The 15,873-nt window shown below is 71.8% G+C and carries 17 protein-coding genes; 10 read left to right on the plus strand and 7 right to left on the minus strand.

The annotated features are described in order from the left end of the window. The first annotated feature begins 178 nt into the window (after window positions 1-178). Window positions 179-562: a WhiB family transcriptional regulator gene (locus AB0N27_RS26820; RefSeq protein WP_357993583.1), complete on the plus strand. Its 384-nt coding sequence runs from the start codon at window positions 179-181 to the stop codon at window positions 560-562. Window positions 563-644: 82 nt separating this feature from the next. Here the strand turns inward: AB0N27_RS26820 and AB0N27_RS26825 are convergent, their stop codons facing one another. The 3 genes from AB0N27_RS26825 to groES all read right to left on the minus strand — a co-directional run bounded on the left by AB0N27_RS26825 (window position 645) and on the right by groES (window position 4,458). Further along, a complete protein-coding gene (locus AB0N27_RS26825) occupies window positions 645-2,306 on the minus strand; it encodes a molybdopterin-dependent oxidoreductase (RefSeq protein ID WP_364375424.1) in 1,662 nt (553 codons plus the stop codon). Between the two features lie 126 nt (window positions 2,307-2,432). After that, window positions 2,433-4,073: a chaperonin GroEL gene (gene groL / locus AB0N27_RS26830; RefSeq protein WP_364375427.1), complete on the minus strand. Its 1,641-nt coding sequence runs from the start codon at window positions 4,071-4,073 to the stop codon at window positions 2,433-2,435. A 70-nt stretch (window positions 4,074-4,143) separates the two neighbouring features. Beyond that, entirely contained in the window at window positions 4,144-4,458 is a 315-nt protein-coding gene (gene groES / locus AB0N27_RS26835) for a co-chaperone GroES (RefSeq protein WP_030330046.1), read from the minus strand. 259 nt (window positions 4,459-4,717) lie between these two features. Between groES and AB0N27_RS26840 the strand changes: the two genes are divergently transcribed. The 8 genes from AB0N27_RS26840 (at window position 4,718) to AB0N27_RS26875 (ending at window position 12,253) form a co-directional block, all read left to right on the plus strand. After that, the gene (locus tag AB0N27_RS26840; protein ID WP_364375431.1) at window positions 4,718-5,914 is read left to right on the plus strand and encodes a methyltransferase domain-containing protein; all 1,197 of its coding nucleotides are present in this window, start codon (window positions 4,718-4,720) and stop codon (window positions 5,912-5,914) included. Between the two features lie 9 nt (window positions 5,915-5,923). Continuing rightward, the gene (gene ybaK / locus AB0N27_RS26845; protein ID WP_364375434.1) at window positions 5,924-6,403 is read left to right on the plus strand and encodes a Cys-tRNA(Pro) deacylase; all 480 of its coding nucleotides are present in this window, start codon (window positions 5,924-5,926) and stop codon (window positions 6,401-6,403) included. 178 nt (window positions 6,404-6,581) lie between these two features. Continuing rightward, the gene (locus AB0N27_RS26850) at window positions 6,582-7,676 is read left to right on the plus strand and encodes a substrate-binding domain-containing protein (RefSeq protein WP_364375437.1); all 1,095 of its coding nucleotides are present in this window, start codon (window positions 6,582-6,584) and stop codon (window positions 7,674-7,676) included. 115 nt (window positions 7,677-7,791) lie between these two features. Beyond that, on the plus strand, window positions 7,792-8,610 hold the full coding sequence (locus tag AB0N27_RS26855) for an ATP-binding cassette domain-containing protein (protein ID WP_364375439.1): 819 nt from the start codon (window positions 7,792-7,794) through the stop codon (window positions 8,608-8,610). Then, window positions 8,607-9,869 (plus strand): ABC transporter permease, encoded by a 1,263-nt coding sequence (locus AB0N27_RS26860; protein ID WP_364375442.1) that lies wholly within the window; start codon window positions 8,607-8,609, stop codon window positions 9,867-9,869. The genes AB0N27_RS26855 and AB0N27_RS26860 overlap by 4 nt, the downstream gene beginning before the upstream one ends. Window positions 9,870-9,891: 22 nt before the next feature. Next, window positions 9,892-11,073: an ROK family protein gene (locus AB0N27_RS26865; protein WP_364375445.1), complete on the plus strand. Its 1,182-nt coding sequence runs from the start codon at window positions 9,892-9,894 to the stop codon at window positions 11,071-11,073. 19 nt (window positions 11,074-11,092) lie between these two features. Then, window positions 11,093-11,392, plus strand: a complete 300-nt coding sequence (locus tag AB0N27_RS26870; protein WP_364375447.1) for a DUF1707 domain-containing protein — start codon at window positions 11,093-11,095, stop codon at window positions 11,390-11,392. A gap of 123 nt (window positions 11,393-11,515) precedes the next feature. Further along, window positions 11,516-12,253, plus strand: a complete 738-nt coding sequence (locus AB0N27_RS26875; RefSeq protein ID WP_364375450.1) for a DUF4142 domain-containing protein — start codon at window positions 11,516-11,518, stop codon at window positions 12,251-12,253. Window positions 12,254-12,278: 25 nt separating this feature from the next. Here the strand turns inward: AB0N27_RS26875 and AB0N27_RS26880 are convergent, their stop codons facing one another. The 4 genes from AB0N27_RS26880 to tsaB are packed head-to-tail and all read right to left on the minus strand — an operon-like array spanning window position 12,279 to window position 14,743. Beyond that, window positions 12,279-12,533, minus strand: a complete 255-nt coding sequence (locus AB0N27_RS26880; protein ID WP_030330028.1) for a hypothetical protein — start codon at window positions 12,531-12,533, stop codon at window positions 12,279-12,281. Window positions 12,534-12,547: 14 nt separating this feature from the next. Then, a complete protein-coding gene (gene tsaD / locus AB0N27_RS26885) occupies window positions 12,548-13,594 on the minus strand; it encodes a tRNA (adenosine(37)-N6)-threonylcarbamoyltransferase complex transferase subunit TsaD (protein WP_007465128.1) in 1,047 nt (348 codons plus the stop codon). Then, window positions 13,587-14,069 carry a ribosomal protein S18-alanine N-acetyltransferase gene (rimI, locus tag AB0N27_RS26890; RefSeq protein WP_244295232.1) on the minus strand — a complete coding sequence of 161 codons (483 nt, stop codon included), beginning with the start codon at window positions 14,067-14,069 and terminating at the stop codon, window positions 13,587-13,589. The genes tsaD and rimI overlap by 8 nt, the downstream gene beginning before the upstream one ends. Continuing rightward, window positions 14,066-14,743: a tRNA (adenosine(37)-N6)-threonylcarbamoyltransferase complex dimerization subunit type 1 TsaB gene (tsaB, locus tag AB0N27_RS26895; RefSeq protein ID WP_364375455.1), complete on the minus strand. Its 678-nt coding sequence runs from the start codon at window positions 14,741-14,743 to the stop codon at window positions 14,066-14,068. The genes rimI and tsaB overlap by 4 nt, the downstream gene beginning before the upstream one ends. A 414-nt stretch (window positions 14,744-15,157) precedes the next feature. Between tsaB and AB0N27_RS26900 the strand changes: the two genes are divergently transcribed. Then, a complete protein-coding gene (locus tag AB0N27_RS26900) occupies window positions 15,158-15,862 on the plus strand; it encodes a helix-turn-helix transcriptional regulator (protein ID WP_364375458.1) in 705 nt (234 codons plus the stop codon). Window positions 15,863-15,873: the final 11 nt, after the last annotated feature.

A 15,873-nucleotide genomic window follows, 5' to 3' on the forward strand; every position in this document is an offset into this window, starting at 1 on the left:
CTTTTCCGACAGATAGGGCAAAAGCCGCAAGTTCCGGGACGTTCTCGATCACACACGTGTGAGTCGGTGGCGGCCCGGGTACCGGGAAGTCCAGGCCGGGAACGGTGCGCCTGCGCGGCCCGCCGCCCGGAAGCCGGCCACAAGGACCTCGCGGTGCCGCGCGGGAGGAGGGGTGCTGATGTCGAACGTACGTAGACTGCCCGGACCCATCGTCGATCTCTGGGACTGGCAGCGGCTCGGTGCCTGTCGAGGGCGCGACAGCGCCCAGTTCTTCCACCCCGACGGTGAGCGAGGCTCCTCCCGACTCCGTCGCGAATCCTCCGCCAAGGCCGTCTGCCGGGCCTGCCCGGTCCGCGCCGAGTGCGCCGCGCACGCGCTGTCGGTGCGCGAGCCGTACGGCGTGTGGGGCGGTTTCAGCGAGTCGGAGCGGCTGCGGCTGCTCGCCGTCGGCTGGGAGGACCTCGCCGACCGCCGGCAGGCCCGGGTGGACGTGGCCCGGCTTGAGGCCCGACTCGGCCGCCCGCACAAGTCCACGGTCCCGGCCCAGCGCAACGTCGCCTGACCGGCACTCCCGCAACACCCACGAAACCGCGCCCCGATCTCGGGGCGCGGTTTCGCGTCCCCTGCCACCCGGGACGTGGGGGTCAGCGAACCGTGACCGTGACCGTGTGCCAGCCGGTGGCGCCGTCCGGGACGACGCCCTGCCTCCGCTCGGTCTGCGTCTCACCAGTCGCGTCGGTCGCCCGGACCTGGAGGCGGTGCTCGCCCGGCGTGGCGTCCCAGCGCCACGACCACTGCACCCAGGTGTCCACCGACACCGTCGGGGCCAGTTCCGCCTCCTGCCAGGGCCCGCCGTCGACGCGTACCTCGACCCGGCGGATGCCCCGGTGCTGCGCCCACGCCACCCCGGCCACGGTGACCGGGCCGGTGGTCAGCCGGTTGCGCGCCCGGGGAGCGTCGATCCGCGACTGGGTCTTGATCGGCCCCTCGACGGACCAGCCCCGCGGCACCCAGTACGCGTCGAAGTCGGCGAACCGGGTCAGCTCCAGCTCGGTGACCCACTTGCAGGCCGACACGTAGCCGTAGAGGCCGGGCACCACCATCCGGACCGGGAAGCCGTGCTCGACCGGCAGCGGCTCGCCGTTCATGCCGATCGCCAGCAGGGCGTCCCGGCCGTCGCGCAGGGCGGCCGTGGGAGTGCCGCAGGTCCAGCCGTCGACCGACCGGCCGACGACCTGGTCGGCGTCGTCCTCCGGGCCGACCTCGTCGAGCAGCTCCCGCAGGGGTACGCCGAGCCAGCGGGCGTTTCCGATCAGGTCCCCACCCACCTCGTTGGAGACGCAGGCCAGCGTGACGTACCGCTCGACCAGCGGCCGGGCCAGCAGGTCGGCGTAGCTGTAGGTGCGCTCGGTACGGACCCGCCCGTGGATCCGCAACCGCCAGGTGTCCGGGTCCACCTGCGGCACCACCAGGGCGGTGTCGATCCGGTAGAACCCGAAGTTCGGGGTGACGTACGGCGCGAGCTGGGCCAGCGAGAGGTCCGCGCCCGCCGGAACGGCAGGTGCGGGGGCGACCGGAGCGGGCAGCCGGATCGCGTCCCGGGCGGCCGACACGCCGCGCCGCCCGGCCAGCCAACGACCGCCGAGACCGGCCACCGTAGCGGTGCCGAGAAGCACCCCTGCGCCGGTGAGGAACCGCCGACGCGACTCCGGGTCGGCTACCTCGCCCGGCGCCCGCCCGCTCGACACGTCCGGCTCCAAAGGCGCGGCCGGGGTAACCGGCACCGGCAGGTCGTCGGACGTCGCCGGGCCGGCCTCCGACACCGGCGCCTGCGACGTGGTCGGTGCCGGCGGGGACCAGGGCCAGGGGTTCAGCTCCAGCGGGCCGGCGATGAACAGCCAGAGCACCACGGCACCCAGACCACCGCCGACAAGCGACGGCAGCGCGTCGAAGACGTCCGCGCCGGGACGGGTCACCGCGGCGGCCACGCCGACGGCGGCGAACGCCGCGATCCCGGCCAGGCCGAGAGCCAACCGGCGTACCGCAAGCATCCCGAACAGCGCGGCGAACGCGCCGAGCAGCACCGCCGTACCGACCAGCAGGGCGATCTTGTCGGCGGTGCCGAAGAGGTCGATGGCGAACTGCTTCACCGACTCGGGGACGGCGTCGACGACCACCCCGCCGACCGCGACGAGCGGCGCCGACCGGGGGCCGGTCAGCACCGCCACCGGCTCGGCGATCCCGATCGCGACGGCGGCAGCGGTCACTCCGGCCAGCGCGGCGTACCGCCGTGACGTGGTGCTCATCGGCCCAGTGTGCGCGATCATTCCGCCGCGTCGCCAACCACGTCAGCGCTCGGTAATGACCTCGTACGACGAACCGGGGCACACCGTCGTACGACGGTGTGCCCCGGGACGGGTGTCGCTACCGGGTCAGAAGCCCGGGCCGTGCTGGTGGCCGTGACCGTGGCCGTGCCCGCCGGCGGCGGCCGGTTCGGCCTGCTCCGGCTTCTCCACCACGAGGCTCTCCGTGGTGAGCAGCAGGCCGGCGATCGAGGCGGCGTTGGTGACCGCGTTGCGGGTCACCTTCACCGGGTCGATGATGCCGGCCTTGACCAGGTCGACGTACTCGCCGGTGGCGGCGTCGAGGCCGTTGCCCCACTGCATGTCGGCGACCTTCTGGGTCACGACGTACCCGTCGTGACCGGCGTTCTGCGCGATCCAGCGCAGCGGCTCGACGAGCGACTTGCGCACGATCGAGACACCGACCTTCTCGTCACCGGTGAAGCCCAGGTCGTCGTCGAGCACCGGGAGGATCTGCACCAGGGCGGCGCCACCGCCGGGCACGGTGCCCTCCTCGACCGCGGCCTTGGTCGCCGCGATGGCGTCCTCGATGCGGTGCTTGCGCTCCTTCATCTCGACCTCGGTCGCCGCACCCACCTTGATCACGGCGATGCCGCCGGAGAGCTTCGCCAGCCGCTCGGCCAGCTTCTCCCGGTCCCAGTCGGAGTCGGAGGCCTCGATCTCCTTGCGGATCTGGGCCACCCGGTCGGCGACGTCGGCCTTCTGGCCACCGCCGTCGACGATCGTGGTGTTCTCCTTGTCGACCACGACGCGCCGGGCGGTGCCGAGCACCTCCAGGCCGACCTGGTCGAGCTTGTAGCCCAGCTCCGGGGCGACCAGCTCGGCACCCGTGGAGATCGCGATGTCCTGGAGCATGGCCTTGCGGCGGTCACCGAAGCCCGGGGCCTTGACCGCGCAGACCTTGAGGGTCTTGCGCAGCGAGTTGACCACCAGGGTGGACAGCGCCTGGCCGTCCACGTCCTCGGCGATGATCAGCAGCGGCTTGCTGTTCTGCAGGACCTTCTCCAGCAGCGGCAGCAGCTCCTCGATCGCCGAGATCTTCTGGGTGGTGACCAGGATGTACGCGTCCTCCAGGACGGACTCCTGACCCTCCAGGTCGGTGACGAAGTTCGGCGAGATGAAGCCCTTGTCGAACTGGAGACCCTCGGTCACGTCCAGTTCGGTGGTGAGCATCGAGCCCTCCTCGACGGTGATGACACCGTCGCGGCCGACCCGCTCCATCGCCTCGGCGATCAGGTCGCCGATGGTGGCGTCCTGCGCGGAGATCGTCGCCACGTTCGAGATCGAGTCCTTGTCGGCGACCTCCACAGCCCGGCCGAGCAGCGCCTCGGAGACCTTGGCGGCCGCCGCGTCGATGCCCCGCTTGAGGCCGGCCGGGTTGGTCCCGGCGGTCACGTTGCGCAGACCCTCGCGAACCATCGCCTGGGCCAGCACGGTGGCGGTGGTGGTCCCGTCGCCGGCGACGTCGTTGGTCTTGGTCGCCACCTCCTTGACCAGCTGCGCGCCGAGGTTCTCGTAGGGGTTGGTGAGCTCGATCTCCTTGGCGATGGTCACACCATCGTTGGTGATCGTCGGCGCACCGAATTTCTTGTCCAGGACGACGTTGCGCCCGCGCGGGCCGAGGGTGACCTTGACCGCGTCCGCGAGGGCGTTGACACCGTGCTCCAGCAGGTGCCGGGCGTCGTCCGAGAAGCTCAGGATCTTCGCCATGAATGTCCCTTCGAAGCGCCATTGCCCCGGCCCGGCGAGCCGGACCGGGGCAGTGGCACTGATCGGTTGCTTACTTCTCGATGACCGCGAGGACGTCGCGGGCGGAGAGCACCAGGTACTCCTCGCCGGCGTACTTGACCTCGGTGCCGCCGTACTTCGAGTAGAGGACGGTGTCGCCGACCTGGACGTCAACCGGAACCCGGTTGCCGTTGTCGTCGACGCGCCCCGGGCCCACAGCGAGGACGGTGCCCTCCTGCGGCTTCTCCTTGGCGGTGTCGGGGATCACGATGCCCGACGCCGTGGTGGTCTCAGCCTCGTTCGCCTGGACCACGATGCGGTCCTCGAGCGGCTTGATCGCAACCTTGGTCGCGGTAGTCACGGGCATACCCTCCTGGGGTACTGGTTTCGTTGCTGGCCAGCGGGGCTGACCAGCGTCAATCTGCCTCATGCCACCGGGCGGGGCCGTCGTCGCGGGTGCCGGTCCGCCTGGCGTGCGCACCCGGGTCGCGAGACCCGGAAGCTGGCACCCTCAGGGTGAGAGTGCTAATCGCAGGTTATTCCGTGGCTAGCACTCCGTCAAGGAGAGTGCCAGCGAGTCGCGCCCCGCCAGCCCGGATTTTCCCCTCGACCGGGAGAATGTCGAGGTGGATCTCGACCAGCTGGCGGCGCTGCGTACCCCCGAGGGGTCGGCCGCGCTCACGGCGGCGGCCAGGCTGGCCGGCGGCGACCCGCTGGCCGCGGCGTCGGCGCTGCGCGCGGCCGGGGTGCCTCCGGCGCTGGCCGCGGCGGCGCTCACCCAGGCCGAGCTGCGCCACCGGGCGGTAGGCAAGTTCGGTCCCGCCGCCGCGGGGATGTTCCTCACCCGCGCCGGGCTGGAGCAGGCCACCCGCCTGGTGGTCGCCGACCGCCGGGCCGCCCGGCTGGCCGCCGGCGGCGTCCACGCCCTGGCCGACCTCGGCTGCGGCCTCGGCGCGGACGCGCTTGCCGCCGCCCGCGCCGGCATCCGGGTGTACGGGGTGGAGGCCGACCCGGTGACCGCCGCGATGGCCGCCGCGAACGCCGAGGCGGCCGGACTGGCCGACCTGTTCACAGTCGAGTGCGGCGACGCCACCGCGTTCGACGTCTCCCGGGTCGACGGCGTCTTCTGCGACCCGGCCCGGCGCGCCACCGGGACCGGCCGTCGGATCTTCGACCCGCGCGCCTACTCGCCGCCGTGGGACTTCGTCACGGGGCTGGCGCAGCGGGTGCCGCGCACCGTGGTGAAGGTGGCTCCGGGCCTGGACCACGCGCTCATCCCCGCCGGCGCGGAGGCGGAGTGGGTAGGCGTGGACGGCGACCTGGTCGAGGCCGCGCTCTGGTGCGGTGAACTGGCCGAGGTGCCGCGCCGCGCCACCCTGTACCGCCGGGAGGGTGACGAGATCCGCCGTCACCAGCTCACCGGCTCGGGCGCCAGCGAGGCGCCGGTCGGGCCGCCGCGCCGGTACCTGTACGACCCGGACCCGGCCGTGGTCCGCGCGCACCTCGTCGCCGAGCTGGCCGGCGAGCTGGACGCCACCCTGGCCGACCCGAGCATCGCCTACCTCTACGCCGACCACCCGATCCGCACCCCGTACGCCCGCTGCCTGGAGATCACCGACGTGCTGCCGTTCTCGCTCAAGCGACTGCGCGCACTGCTGCGGGATCGCCGGGTGGGTCGGGTGGAGATCCTCAAGCGGGGTTCGGCACTCACCCCGGAGCAGCTGCGGCGGGACCTGCGGCTGGCCGGCGACCAGGCGGCGAGTCTGGTGCTCACCCGGATCGCCGGGGCACCGACGGTGCTGATCGGCCGACCTGTCGGTTAGGTTCGGGGTGTGGCGGGACCTGGCACTCCGGCAACGGCACTACTGGTCAAGCGTGGGATCACGCATCGCACCCACCCCTACCGGGTGGCCCCTGACGCGCCGAACTACGGCGCGCTGGTGGCGGCGGCGCTCGACGTGGCCCCGGAGCGGGTGTTCAAGTCGCTGGTGACGGACGTGGACGGCGCGCTCACCGTGGCGGTCGTACCGGTCAGCGGCGAACTGGACCTCAAGGCGCTCGCCGCGGCGGTCGGCGGCAAGCGCGCGGCGCTGGCCGACCGGACGGTCGCCGAGCGGGCCACCGGCTATGTACGGGGCGGGATCAGCCCGCTCGGGCAGCGGCGGCGACTGCCCACTGTGCTCGACGACTCCGCACTGGACCTGCCGACGATCTACGTCTCCGCAGGCCGGCGCGGTCTTCAACTCGAACTGTCGGCGGCCGATCTGGTGGCGCTGACCGACGCCCGTACCGCGCCGTTGCAGGCCCGCTGACGGCTGCCGTTACATCGGCCTTCCGCGGGATGTTCGGGGAGTAACAGTTGCGTTGCTGAATTGTTATCGCTCCCAACAAACTTGGCACCTACGCGGTCTTGTGGATCCGGTGTGACGCGAAATACGTTGCCGGACACAACAAAACAACACCTCCCCCACCTCCGAAAGGACCCTGCACATGCGTAAGGGGATCCTCACCATCGCCGCCGTGGGCCTGCTCGCGACCGGCGGCCTGACTGCTTGCAACGACGACTCCAGCCCGGAAGCGGGCAGCTCCGCCAAGACCCCCAAGATCGGCGTGATCCTTCCGGACAGCAAGTCCTCGGCCCGCTGGGAGACCGCGGACCGACGCTTTCTGGAGGAGGCGTTCAAGTCCGCCGGTGTGCAGTACGACATCCAGAACGCCCAGAACGACAAGACCGCCTTCCAGACCATCGCCGACCAGATGATCACCAGCGGCGTCACCGCTCTCATGATCGTCAACCTGGACTCCGGCACCGGCAAGGCCGTGCTCGACAAGGCCAAGTCGCAGGGCGTCGCGACCATCGACTACGACCGCCTCACGCTGGGCGGCTCGGCCCAGTACTACGTCAGCTTCGACAACGAGACCGTCGGCAAGCTCCAGGGCGAGGGTCTGTCGAAGTGCCTGACCGAGAAGGGCGTCAAGAACCCCGTCGTGGCGTACCTGAACGGTTCCCCCACCGACAACAACGCCACCCTGTTCAAGGCCGGCTACGACTCGGTGCTCAAGCCGAAGTTTGAGAGCAAGGAATACACCAAGGGCCCTGAGGACTCCGTGCCCGCGTGGGACAACGCGCAGGCCACGACGATCTTCGAGCAGCAGCTCACCACGGCCAAGGGCAAGATCGACGGCGTGCTGGCCGCCAACGACGGCCTCGGCAACGCGGCCATCTCGATCCTGAAGAAGAACAACCTCAACGGCAAGGTGCCGGTGACCGGGCAGGACGCCAGCACCGAGGGACTGCAGAACATCCTCGCGGGCGACCAGTGCATGACCGTCTACAAGGCCGTGCGGGAAGAGGCGAAGGCCGCCTCCGACCTGGCCGTCGCTCTGGCCAAGGGCGAGCGGAAGGACACCGGCCAGACGGTGAAGGACCCCGAGGGCGGTCGCGACGTCCCCTCGGTGCTGCTCACCCCGAAGGCCATCTACAAGGACAACATCAAGGACGTCATCGCGGACGGCTACGTGACCAAGGACAAGGTCTGCACCGCGGCGTTCGCCAAGGCCTGCGCCGACGCCGGCATCAGCTGACCGACGCCGCAGTACCCGCCGGGACGACCATCGCCGCCCGGCACGGGAGGACACCTCCCGTGCCGGGCGGCGCCCGCCGGACGGGCCCCGACACTCCCTTGAGAAGGAGAACCCCGTGTCCGCGACCCCCCTGCTGGAGCTCCGCGGGATCGACAAGAGCTTCGGTCCCGTCCAGGTGCTCCGCGACGTCGCCCTGACCGTGCACCCGGGTGAAGTGACCGCACTGGTCGGCGACAACGGCGCCGGCAAGTCGACCCTGGTGAAGTGCATCAGCGGCATCCACCCCACCGACGCCGGCGAGTTCCTGTTCAACGGTGAACAGGTGCACATCGGCAGCCCCCGCGACGCCGCCACGCTCGGCATCGAGGTCGTCTACCAGGACCTCGCGCTCTGCGACAACCTGGACATCGTGCAGAACATGTTCCTCGGTCGGGAGAAGCGCAGCGGCATCGTCCTCGACGAGCCCACAATGGAACAACTCGCCGCCGAGACGCTGGCCGGGCTCTCCATCCGTACCGTCACCTCGCTGCGCCAGCACGTGTCCAGCCTCTCCGGCGGCCAGCGCCAGACCGTGGCCATCGCCAAGGCGGTGCTGTGGAACAGCAAGCTGGTCATCCTCGACGAGCCGACCGCGGCGCTCGGCGTGGCACAGACCGCGCAGGTGCTCGAACTGGTCCGCCGCCTCGCCGACAACGGTCTGGCAGTGGTGCTCATCTCGCACAACATGAACGACGTCTTCGCCGTCTCCGACCGGATCGCCGCCCTGTACCTCGGCCAGATGGTCGCCCAGGTGAAGACCACCGACATCACCCACGCCCAGGTGGTCGAGCTGATCACCGCCGGGCGCTCGGGCGCGCTCGGCCTCGCGACCGAGACTGGCAGCAACGGCGACGGCACGCAGCCGGCCGACTCGATCCCAGGAGGCCTCCGATGACCACCACCGCCGTGCGCAAGGACGGCCCGGCGGCCGTCACACCGCCACCGACCGTCGGAAGCCATGCCCGCACCTACCTGAGCCGGGTACGCGGTGGCGACGTCGGCGCGCTACCGGCCGTGCTCGGTCTGATCGTGCTCTGCACCGTCTTCGCGGTCATGCGGCCGTCGTCGTTCCTGTCGGCAGGCAACTTCGCCAACCTCTTCACCCAGGGCGCGGCGGTCACGCTCATCGCGATGGGCCTGGTCTTCGTGCTGCTGCTCGGCGAGATCGACCTCTCCGCCGGCTTCGCCAGCGGCGTCTGCGCCGCGGTACTGGCCAATGTGGTCACCGTGCTCGGCTACCCCTGGTGGGTCGCCGTGCTCGCCGCGATCGCCACCGGCCTGGTCATCGGCACCACCCTCGGGCTGCTCGTCGCGAAGATCGGCATCCCGTCCTTCGTGGTCACCCTCGCCGGCTTCCTCGCCTTCCAGGGCATCGTGCTGCTGCTGGTGAAGGAGGGCACCAACATCTCCGTCCGCGACGACATGCTTGTCGCCATCTCCAACCGCAACCTCAGCCCCGCCCTGGGCTGGGCGCTCGCCGCCCTCGCGGTCGTCGGCTACGCGGCTGTGCAACTGCTGCGCCACCGCAAGCGGGTGGCCCGCGGTCTCATCTCCGACCCGATCGCCGTGGTCGCGCTCCGGATCATCGGGCTCGCCGTCATCCTCGGCACGGCCGTGTACGTCCTCAACCTGGAACGCAGCCGCAACGTCCTGATCAGCTCGCTCAAGGGCGTGCCGATCGTGGTACCGATCATCGCGGTGCTGCTGGTCATCTGGACCTTCGTGCTCCAGCGCACCAGCTACGGCCGGCACATCTACGCCGTGGGCGGCAACCGGGAGGCCGCCCGCCGGGCCGGCATCGGAGTCGACAGGATCCGGATCTCGGTCTTCATGATCTGCTCGTCCATGGCCGCCGTCGGCGGCATCGTGGCGGCCAGCCGGGCCAACTCGGTCGACCCGAACACGGGGGGCAGTAACGTACTGCTCTACGCGGTCGGCGCGGCAGTCATCGGCGGCACCAGCCTCTTCGGAGGAAAGGGCCGCGTCCTCGACGCCGTGCTCGGCGGCGCGGTGGTCGCGGTCATCGAAAACGGAATGGGCCTCATGGGGTACAGCGCGGGAGTCAAGTACGTGGTCACCGGCGTCGTACTGCTGCTCGCCGCCAGCGTCGACGCCCTGTCCCGCCGCCGCGCGGCAGCAACCGGCACCCGTTGACCGCGCGGGAGGTAGCACCACCATGCGCGCAGGACCGAGCCAGGACGACGTCCGACGACAGAACCTCGGTGCCCTGCTACGGCACGTACACGTCCACGGTGCGACCACACGTGCCGAACTGACCACCACGCTGGGCCTCAACCGCAGCACCATCGGAGCGCTCACCGCCGACCTGTCCGCGGTGGGACTGGTCAGCGAGGGGGCACCGAAGGAGACCGGGCGGGCCGGACGACCGTCACTCGTCGTCCGGCCCGAGTCCGCCCGGGTCTACGCGTACGCGTACTCCGTCGAGGTGGACCGGCTGCGCGCGGCCCGGATCGGGCTGGGTGGAGCGGTCCTGGACCGCCGGGACCTGGACCGGCCGCGTGGTCTGGTGGCCGCCGAGGCCGCGCCGCTGCTGGCCGGCGCGGTCAAGGAGATGCAGCAGGCGGTACCCGCCGACGCGATCTGCGTGGGCGCCGGCGTAGCGGTCTGCGGCATGGTCCGCCGCGAGGACGGCCTCGTCCGGCTCGGCCCCACCACCGGCTGGGTGGACGAACCGATCGGCGCGGCCCTCGGCGCCGAACTCGGCCTCGACGTGCCGGTCACGGTCGGCAACGTGGCCGACATGGCCGCTTTCGCCGAACACGCCCGAGGGGTGGCCGCCGGCTGCGACAACGTCATCTACCTGTACGGCGATGTCGGTGTCGGTGCCGGCATCATCGCCGGTGGCCGCCGGCTCACCGGGCACGGCGGGTACGGCGGCGAGGTCGGCCACATGAAGGTGGTCCGCGACGGTATGCCCTGCGAGTGCGGCGCACGGGGCTGCTGGGAGACCGAGATCGGCGAGCACGGGCTGCTCCGCGCGGCGGGGCGCTCCGACGCGCGGGGACGTGACGCGCTGCTTGCCGTCTTCGACGCCGCCGACCGGGGTGACGCCCGAGCCCAGACGGCGGTGCGTCAGGCCGGTGACTGGCTCGGTTTCGGGGTGGCCAACCTGGTGAACGTCTTCAACCCGGAGATGGTCATCTTCGGCGGCACCATGCGCGACCTCTACCTGGCGGCCGCCGCCCAGATCCGTAGCCGGCTCAACTCCAACGCGCTCGGCGCCTGCCTGGAACACGTCCGGCTGCGTACCCCCCAACTGGGTGGGGACGCGCCCCTGATCGGCGCCGCCGAACTGGCCTTCGAACGGCTCCTCGCCGACCCCCTCGACGTGGGCTGATCCGCGTACCCTGTCCGGCGTGGATGTCGAGCTGCGCGCCTCCGACGACGACCGTCACCGGGTGGTCGCCGATCTGCACCGGCACACCACCGCCGGCCGGCTCACCCTCGACGAGTTCTCCGAGCGCGTCGGTGCGGTGTGGACGGCCCGTACCCTCGGTGACCTGGCGGCGCTGACGCGTGACCTGCCGGCCCTGCCCGACGACCGGGCAACCGGCGCTCCAGCCGCCGGGCAGGGTCGCCGGGAGCTGCTGGTGCTCTTCGCCGTCGCCGCGCTCACGCTGCTGCTGCTCGGCGGATTCCTCGCCGTCACCCGCTGATCCGCGTCGCCGACGGTGAACTGATCACGCGATCGGTCCGTACCACTTGCCGGACGGGCGGCCGGCACGTACGGCTGCCCCGATCCGACGCGTTTCGGTCCGGACCGAGGAGGCACCGCAGACATGGCACCGCTCAGATCCGCCCGTCGCTGGCTGGGCAACCGGACCCACCGGACGGCGATGCTGCTCATCGCGATCATCGCCGGGGTCGGCGTCCTGCCCGGCGTGGCTGTCGCCGCCCCCGCCCGGCAGCAGCTCAACGCCGCCGACATGACCCTGCTCAACGGTGTGCGGCTGGCCGGGCTGTGGGAGATGCCGGCCGGGCAGATGGCCGCCGAGAAGGGGCAGTCGGCGAAGGTCCGGGAGATCGGTGCCGGCATCGCCAGCGAGCACCAGAAGCTCGACGAGCTCGTCGTCGAGGCGGCCAACAAACTCGGCGCGACGATTCCCTCCGAGCCGACGGCCGAGCAGAAGGGCTGGCTGGCGGAGATGCAGAAGGCCTCCGGCGCCCGGTTCGACCAGATCTTCGTGACCCGGCTGCGGGTGGCCCACGGCAAGATCTTCCCGGTGATCGGCGCGGTGCGGGCCAGCACCCGGGACGCGACAGTCCGCAAGCTGTGCGACGACGCCAACGGCTTCGTGATGCACCACATGCAGATGCTGGAGAGCACCGGGCTGGTCCGCTGGCCGGAACTGCCGCCGGCGGCGCTGCCCGCCCCCGGTAACGACGGGCTGCTGGCCGCCGCGGCGGCGAACACCGGCCCTCAGGTCGGGGTCAGCAGCACGGTCGTCTGGCTGGTGTTCCTCGCCGCGCTGGGCACCGGCGGGATCGCCACCTACCGGATGCTGCGCCGCCGCTGACCGTCGGCGGTGTCGGTGGCCCGGGTCAACGGTCGACCTGGGTGAAGTCCCAGGAGTGCGGGGCGCGGGCCACCAGCAGGGCGGGCGGATCGGGCAGCGGGCGCGGGTTGCTGCGCCACTTGGAGATGACCACGACCCGGTGGTCGGTGGAGGAGAAGACCTCACTGGACACGTGCAGCGGGTCGTGTTCCACCTCGGGCAGCGCGGTGTCGCACACCCAGGTGATCAGGTCGGCAACCCCGTACGCCTCGGCCCGCGCCTCCCACATCCGCACGATCATGTCCGTCGCCCCCGTCACACGCTTACCGTTGTCAGCGGCAGCGCCGAGTCGGCCGGCAGGTCCAGCCGGCTCGGCGCGACGCCCGCGGCGACCAGGTGCGAACCGAGCGCGGCGACCATCGCCCCGTTGTCGGTGCACAGCTTCGGCCGGGGCACCCGGACCCGGATGCCGTACTTCTCGGCCCGCTGCTCCGCAAGCGCCCGCAGCCGTGAGTTCGCGGCCACTCCCCCGCCGATCACCAGGGTTTCGATGCCCTGCGCACGGCAGGCGGCGAGCGCCTTGCTGGTCAGCACGTCACAGACCGCCTCCTGGAAGGACGCGGCCACGTCGGCCACCGGGACCGGCTCGCCGGCGCGCTGTCGCGCCTCGACCCAGCGGGCCACCGCCGTCTTGAGCCCGGAGAAGGAGAAGTCGTACCGGTGCGCCGCGAGGTCCTTGGCGGCGGTCAGACCGCGCGGGAAGGCGATCGAGGCGGCGTCGCCGGCGCGGGCCTCCCGGTCGATGGGCGGGCCACCGGGGAACGGCAGCCCGAGCAGCCGGGCGACCTTGTCGAACGCCTCACCGGCCGCGTCGTCGATGGTGGCGCCCAGCGGGGTGACGCCCCGGGCCAGGTCGTCGACGAGCAGGAGCGAGGAGTGCCCGCCGGAGACCAGCAACGCGATGGCGGGCTCCGGCAGCGGGCCGTGTTCCAGGGTGTCCACGGCGACGTGGGCGGCCAGGTGGTTGACGCCGTACACGGGCTTCTCGGCGGCGAGCGCGTACCCCTTGGCGGCGGCGACGCCTACCAGCAGCGCGCCGGCCAACCCCGGCCCGGAGGTGACCGCGATCGCGTCGATGTCGGCCAGGGTGACGCCTGCCTCGGTAAGCGCCCGCTGCATGGTCGGCACGATGGCTTCCAGGTGTGCGCGGCTGGCCACCTCGGGCACCACGCCCCCGAACCGGGCGTGCTCCTCGACGCTGGAGGCGAGCGCGTCGGCCAGCAGGGTGTGCCCCCGCACGATGCCGACGCCGGTCTCGTCGCAGGAGGTCTCGATGCCCAGGATCAGCGGTTCGTCAGCCATGGTCGTGTGGTCCGTCCCCGGTCGGCTCGGCGTCGCGCTGCATGACGAGCGCGTCGGTGTTTGTCGCTTGGTAGTAGCCGCGTCGTACCCCGATCGGCTCGAACCCGTAGGTCGCGTAGAGCCGTTGGGCGGCGACGTTGTCCACGGCGACCTCCAGCAGGGTCCTGCGGGCGCCGCGTCGGTCCGCCTCGGCGAGCAGGTCCTCCAGCAGGACGCGCCCGATGCCGCGCCGCTGGACGTCCCGCCGGACGGCGATGACCTGTACCCACACCTCGTCCGGTGGGGCTCCGGCCAGCCCGGCGTAACCGAGGACAGTGCCGTCGTCGTCGGTGGCGACCCGGTAGTGGTGCCCGTTGGCCAGCTCGTTCCAGAACATGGCCGGGGACCACTTCCCGGGCCCGAACAGGTCCGCCTCGGTCGGCATCACCTCGTCGATGTGCCACCAGCGGAACGGTTCGAGCCGCACCGCCGTCACGGGAGTACCGGTTTGCGGCCGGTGGCCGCCACGGCGTCCGGGCGGCGCAGGTAGAGCGGGGTGAGCCGCTCGCCGGGGGCGCCGGCCCGGATCCGCTCGGCGGCGAGCGACGCCAGGACTGTGGCGTCCGGGTAGCGCGGCTCGACCCGGACCGGAAGATCCAGAACCTCGGCGTACCGGTGCGCGCCGTCGCCGACCGCGACAAGCGCACCCAGCTCGCGGGCCCGGGCGGCGGCCACGGCGGGCGTGGAGACCTCGGGTCCGACGACGCGCTGGCCGGCACCGTCGTAGACGGCCCAGTAGAGCTCCTTGCGGCGGGCGTCGCTGGCGGCCAGCACCGGCTCGCCGGCCGCCGCCGGGTAGCCGATGGCGTCAAGCGAGCAGACACCGTACGTGGGGATGCCGAGCACCTGGCCCATCGTGGCGGCTGTGACCAGGCCGACCCGCAGCCCGGTGAACGGCCCCGGGCCGAGCCCGGCGACGATTGCGGTCAGGTCACGAGGACGCGCACCGGCGTCGGCGAGGACCGCGTCGACCTGGGGCGCCAGGAGTTCACCGTGCGCGCGGGCATCGACAGTGCACCGGTGCGCGCGGGACGTGACACCGTCCGCCGACACCTCCACGAGCGCCGCGGTCACCGCAGGAGTCGAGCTGTCCACCACGAGTACGAGCACGGTAAGCCAGCCTAGCGGCCCCGCCAGGAACCTCCGGCCACGCCCCGCCCCACTCCCACGCCCGCCCACGCCGCTCCGCCCGCTGTCGCACTGGTGGGCTCGACCGCCGCCCACGACGACCTTCGGCTGCCTCCCGTCCTCCGTCGCGCCTCGCCGCAGGCAACTCCACGGCCGTCGCTGCGCGAGCGCCCACCCGCCGGACGAATCACGATCCGCCGGCCACCCGGTCGACGCCCGGCCGAGCCGCGAGCGGCACGGCCGCGTTGAGCGGTATACCCGTGAGTCATAAATATGACTCACGGGTATACCGCTCAACAGGAACATCGACCCGAGGCGAGCCCTGCGCCCGACCGTCGAGTCGTACATCCGGCTCAGCGGTGTCCTCTCCGCTCGGGTGTGGGCCATCATGCCGGGATGCCGTCCACGCGCCTCGTCACCCTGCTCGGCAATACCGTTCGACACCAACGGCACCTGCGCCAGCTGACCCAGTGCGAGCTTGCCGAAGCGGCAAAGGTCAGCCAGGCGGCGGTGGCCCGCATCGAGAGCGGCAGCCGCGCGCCGAGCGTCGCCGTCCTCGAGGCGCTGCTCGCCGCCATGGACGTGCAGTTGGTTGTCGACGTGGAGCCGCTGGACGCGCACCTCGACGCCCGGATCGCCGAGCTGGCCGCCCGACCGATCGTCGAGCGGATCGCCGGGCTGGACCTGGATCGGCTGCTGGACCAGCTGCCCGACGTTCCGCAGGTGCTCACCGGCTGCACCGCGGCGCTGCTCCAGGGTGCGCCGGTGCCTGTCGACGCGCCGGAGATCGCCCTGCGGTGGCAGGACTCGAAAGAGTTCACCCGCTGGCTGGAGGCGAACTACGGGCAGCGGTGGAACGCCCGTTGGGGCGAGTTCGGCGGGATCTGGTTGGAGCCCGAGGAGCCGGGCGAGCACAGGTGGTCGACCCGTCACGGGGAAATCAGGGCCGTGATGTGCGACGAGCTTCCCGAAACCATCCAGGTACGCCATGGCGGGCGCGACTACCGGGTGGTGCCCCTGGCCGAGCTGGAACTGACCGAACCGCGCGCCGCCGAACTGCTGCGCCGCCAGCGGGCCCGGCTACCGACCACCGAGGGTTGACCCGCCGGTCG

It is taken from the genome of Micromonospora sp. NPDC093244, assembly GCF_040683695.1.
Taxonomy (GTDB): Bacteria; Actinomycetota; Actinomycetes; order Mycobacteriales; family Micromonosporaceae; genus Micromonospora.

Coding starts and splice junctions, on each gene's coding strand:
- AB0N27_RS26900 (WP_364375458.1), top strand. CDS start 15,158: ATGCCGTCCACGCGCCTCGTCACCCTGCTCGGCAATACCGTTCGACAC.
- AB0N27_RS26820 (WP_357993583.1), top strand. CDS start 179: ATGTCGAACGTACGTAGACTGCCCGGACCCATCGTCGATCTCTGGGAC.
- AB0N27_RS26825 (WP_364375424.1), bottom strand. CDS start 2,306: ATGAGCACCACGTCACGGCGGTACGCCGCGCTGGCCGGAGTGACCGCT.
- AB0N27_RS26875 (WP_364375450.1), top strand. CDS start 11,516: ATGGCACCGCTCAGATCCGCCCGTCGCTGGCTGGGCAACCGGACCCAC.
- AB0N27_RS26860 (WP_364375442.1), top strand. CDS start 8,607: ATGACCACCACCGCCGTGCGCAAGGACGGCCCGGCGGCCGTCACACCG.
- groES (WP_030330046.1), bottom strand. CDS start 4,458: ATGCCCGTGACTACCGCGACCAAGGTTGCGATCAAGCCGCTCGAGGAC.
- AB0N27_RS26865 (WP_364375445.1), top strand. CDS start 9,892: ATGCGCGCAGGACCGAGCCAGGACGACGTCCGACGACAGAACCTCGGT.
- AB0N27_RS26880 (WP_030330028.1), bottom strand. CDS start 12,533: ATGATCGTGCGGATGTGGGAGGCGCGGGCCGAGGCGTACGGGGTTGCC.
- tsaD (WP_007465128.1), bottom strand. CDS start 13,594: ATGGCTGACGAACCGCTGATCCTGGGCATCGAGACCTCCTGCGACGAG.
- AB0N27_RS26850 (WP_364375437.1), top strand. CDS start 6,582: ATGCGTAAGGGGATCCTCACCATCGCCGCCGTGGGCCTGCTCGCGACC.
- groL (WP_364375427.1), bottom strand. CDS start 4,073: ATGGCGAAGATCCTGAGCTTCTCGGACGACGCCCGGCACCTGCTGGAG.